The 3022-nt window shown below is 67.7% G+C and carries 2 protein-coding genes; both read right to left on the bottom strand.

The window, feature by feature from the left end:
* Window positions 1–59 precede the first annotated feature (59 nt).
* Window positions 60–671, bottom strand: a complete 612-nt coding sequence (locus ACFOES_RS21060; protein WP_377835696.1) for a YjbF family lipoprotein — start codon at window positions 669–671, stop codon at window positions 60–62.
* 2 nt (window positions 672–673) lie between these two features.
* On the bottom strand, window positions 674–2803 hold the full coding sequence (locus ACFOES_RS21055) for a YjbH domain-containing protein (protein ID WP_377835695.1): 2130 nt from the start codon (window positions 2801–2803) through the stop codon (window positions 674–676).
* Window positions 2804–3022: the final 219 nt, after the last annotated feature.

Below are 3022 nucleotides of genomic sequence, written 5' to 3'. Positions count from 1 at the left end.
CTCGCCCTCGTCAAACTCGCCGCCACACGCATCTGGTTGCGCGCTTATGAGTCGGTGACCTAGCGCCAGGTCTCGAGATAGCCGACCTCAGGGCCCACCCATTGACGGGCGCGGCGCACGGTGCCGTGGGCGTCAGTCCAGAACGTGTTGGTGAAGCTCTGGTGGAAGGTCTTGCACAGCTCGTCATGCCGGCGCAGCCGCTGGCCGTTGAACAGCTCGGTGCTGCCCGCCGTCATGGTGCAGCCGGCACTGACGTAGACCGAGTGGTTCTCGCCGTCGAGATAGCGCAGCTGGCGGCGGTAGGGGCCGGGATTGCCGCCCGCCAGGGCCGTCAGCGTCTTTTCCGCGCCGGCCCCCATCAGGTCGTCGCCCAGCCCGCGGGTGCCGACCAGCACGCCGCGATCGAAGGACAGGGTGACGTTGTCGGCGGTATGCCAGGTCGTGACCGTGCCGTTGACGGCCTCGATGGCCAGCGTCGCCGTAGCGTTGCGGGCGGCGATCGTGGCATGCAGCCGCTCCCCGGCATGGGGCAGGGCAGAAGGGGTGACCTCGATCACGGACGGCCCCTTGGGGTGCCGGTTCCCGCCGATCATCGCGTCCAGCTTGCCGGCCAGCGGCCCGGTCTGGGCGCAGCCCGACAGGAGGACAAGGGCAATAAGCGTGGTACGCATAGTCATTTCCAGAACCGTCCCCAGGTTGCGTCCAGCGTGGTCGCCTGGTTGCTGCGCACCCGGTCGTAGAGCCGGCCCGGCACGTTCAGCGTCGCGCCGCCGTCGCGGGTCAGCGGGCGGATCACCGTGTCCAGGCGGGTCCGGCTGGGCTTGCCCGTCACCCAGTCCAGCGGGATGGTCAGGCGGATGCCCTTGTCGAACGAGCCTTCGCCGAACTGGGCGGCCGAGACGTTGGTCTTGGTGGCGAAGAGGCCGATGCGCCAGCCATTGTCGAAGCGGCGGTCGAGTTCGAGCGTCGCGCCGTAGTCGCCGGCCAGGTAGCGTCCGACCGACAGCCTGCCGTGGATCTCGCGGGTGAAGTCGTAATAGGCGGAAAGGTGGGCGGTGGTCACCTTGTAGTTGCGGAAATCGAGCAGCTGGTCATAGCCACGCTGCCGGACCCGGTTGACCTCGGCTCCCAGCGCCAGCCGGCTGTTCTGCGGCTTCCACAGGACTTCGGCCGAGACCCCGCCGAACATCGGCTCGAGGTAACCCGCGGTGACACGCCCGAACAGGTTGCGACCGGGCCGGAAGTAATAGGCCGCGGTCAGCTGCGGAACGGTGACGCCGTTGGTCTTGTAGTAGAGATTGGCGTCCGAGCGGACATGGGGCAGGGTGGAGTTCGATGTCCGCGTCGCCTTGTCGAGATTGCCGACGATCTTCTTGTGCAACAGGCCCGAGAAGACGAGGCCGGGCACGGGCTCGATCTTGCCATGCAGCGCCACGCCGAGATCGGCGCGCAGCGGATTGACCGGGTCGAACAGGCTGGGGGTAAGATAGGGGCTGAGACGCCATGAGGTGACCGGGTAGCTGCCGGCCACCCGCGGCAGGTTGTGGCGCGCGTCGACGATTTGGGTGCGGGCGCGCAGCAGATCGGGCGCCACCGGATGGAAGGCGAGGCTCTCCAGGTCGTCGCGCGACAGCGTCGCGGTGGTGATCGGCATGCCGTCGCGGGCCAGGGTGATCGCGAAGGTGTCGATCTGGGCCGGCGCGGTGCGGCTGAGCACCCGGGCGGCACGGCCGAGCGCCTGGGAGGAAATGCTGTAGCGCTCGTTGCGGATCTCGATCTGGAGGGTCTTGCCGTGTCGCGCCAGCCCGTCGAGCGCGAGCCCCTGCGCGGCCAGCGCGCTCGAGATCGTGCCGGCCAGCTGGGCGTCGTCAGGGGCGACCACGAGCGCGCCCTCCGCGCCGGTCGGCCGCGGCTCGATCGCCGGCGGCGCCGTATCGCGGCCCGGGCCGAAATTGGGCCGGCGCGGGTTGAGAGTATGGGTGAACTGAAGCCCGAACTCAGAGCCGTACATGTAGCTGCCGGTCACCGTCGTGCCGGGGTTCAACTGGTAGGCCAGCGCCAGGTTGAACGGCGAACGGCGGTTGAAGTCGAGCCCGTCCTCGCGCCTGTAGGCGTCGGAGGAATACTCCGCGATGAAGCGGAGCTTGTCCGTCGCCCGCCACTCGATCCCGCCGAAGGCGGCGGCCGGGCCGGTAAACCAGCTGCCGGGATGGAAGGTGCCGCCCTTCCCGATATTGGGCGCCTGCCGGGTCTTGAAATGCGAGCTGAGCGCCCCGAGCGGGTTGGAAAAGCTGCCGAAGCTGCCCAACCGCCCCCAGCCGATCCCGGCCGTCGCCCGCAGCCGCGGCGTGACGGTCTTGGTCGCGACCACGTATTCCCCGGAATAGATGCCGGTGCCGACGATGTCGTTCAGCCCCACAGCCATCGCCGGGCGATAGCGGGTCTCGTCGAGAAAGCGGTAGTGAAGCGAGAAGCTGCGGTCGTAGAGTGTCCGCTGGTTGCTGCCGATCTTGCCGATGATCGAATAGCGGAAGGTCGCCGAGAAGCGGGGCGCGATCTGGAACGTGGTGTTGATTCGGGTCTGGTTCTTGAAATGGAACACCTGGGTGGCGAATTCCGCATCCTCGCGGCTAAAGGCCTGCGGCATGTCGATCAGCCCGGGCACGCCGTAGCTGTTGTAGCCCCACGACAGCTGCTGCGGCTGCGCAACGGCGGTGCCGACGGTCGCCAGTCCGGTTATCGTCGCTGCAACCAGAGCCGGTAGCGGGAGGCTGGGGGAAATCACTCTTGTTGTCTTCGTCACGCCTGGCCTTCCCGCCTTTACGAGGGGCGTTACGTATTCTCGTTCCCGCCACCGAAATCGATGCCGACTGTGATGCCTGCCAGCCACCGCGTCAACTCGATCACGGCAGAGTGACCTGCGACCATGCCGGGCGTGATCCGTAGGCCGCAGTTGCCGCTCGCCGGTCTCGCCCGACCAAAGCGCCGCGCATGAATGGCTCGGTCTTCTGGCCTACCGCCT

Source organism: Acidimangrovimonas pyrenivorans, assembly GCF_042643245.1.
Taxonomy (GTDB): domain Bacteria; phylum Pseudomonadota; class Alphaproteobacteria; order Rhodobacterales; family Rhodobacteraceae; genus Acidimangrovimonas; species Acidimangrovimonas pyrenivorans.
The sequence above is the reverse complement of the archived record's forward strand: the minus strand, read 5'-3'. Positions and strand labels throughout refer to the sequence as shown.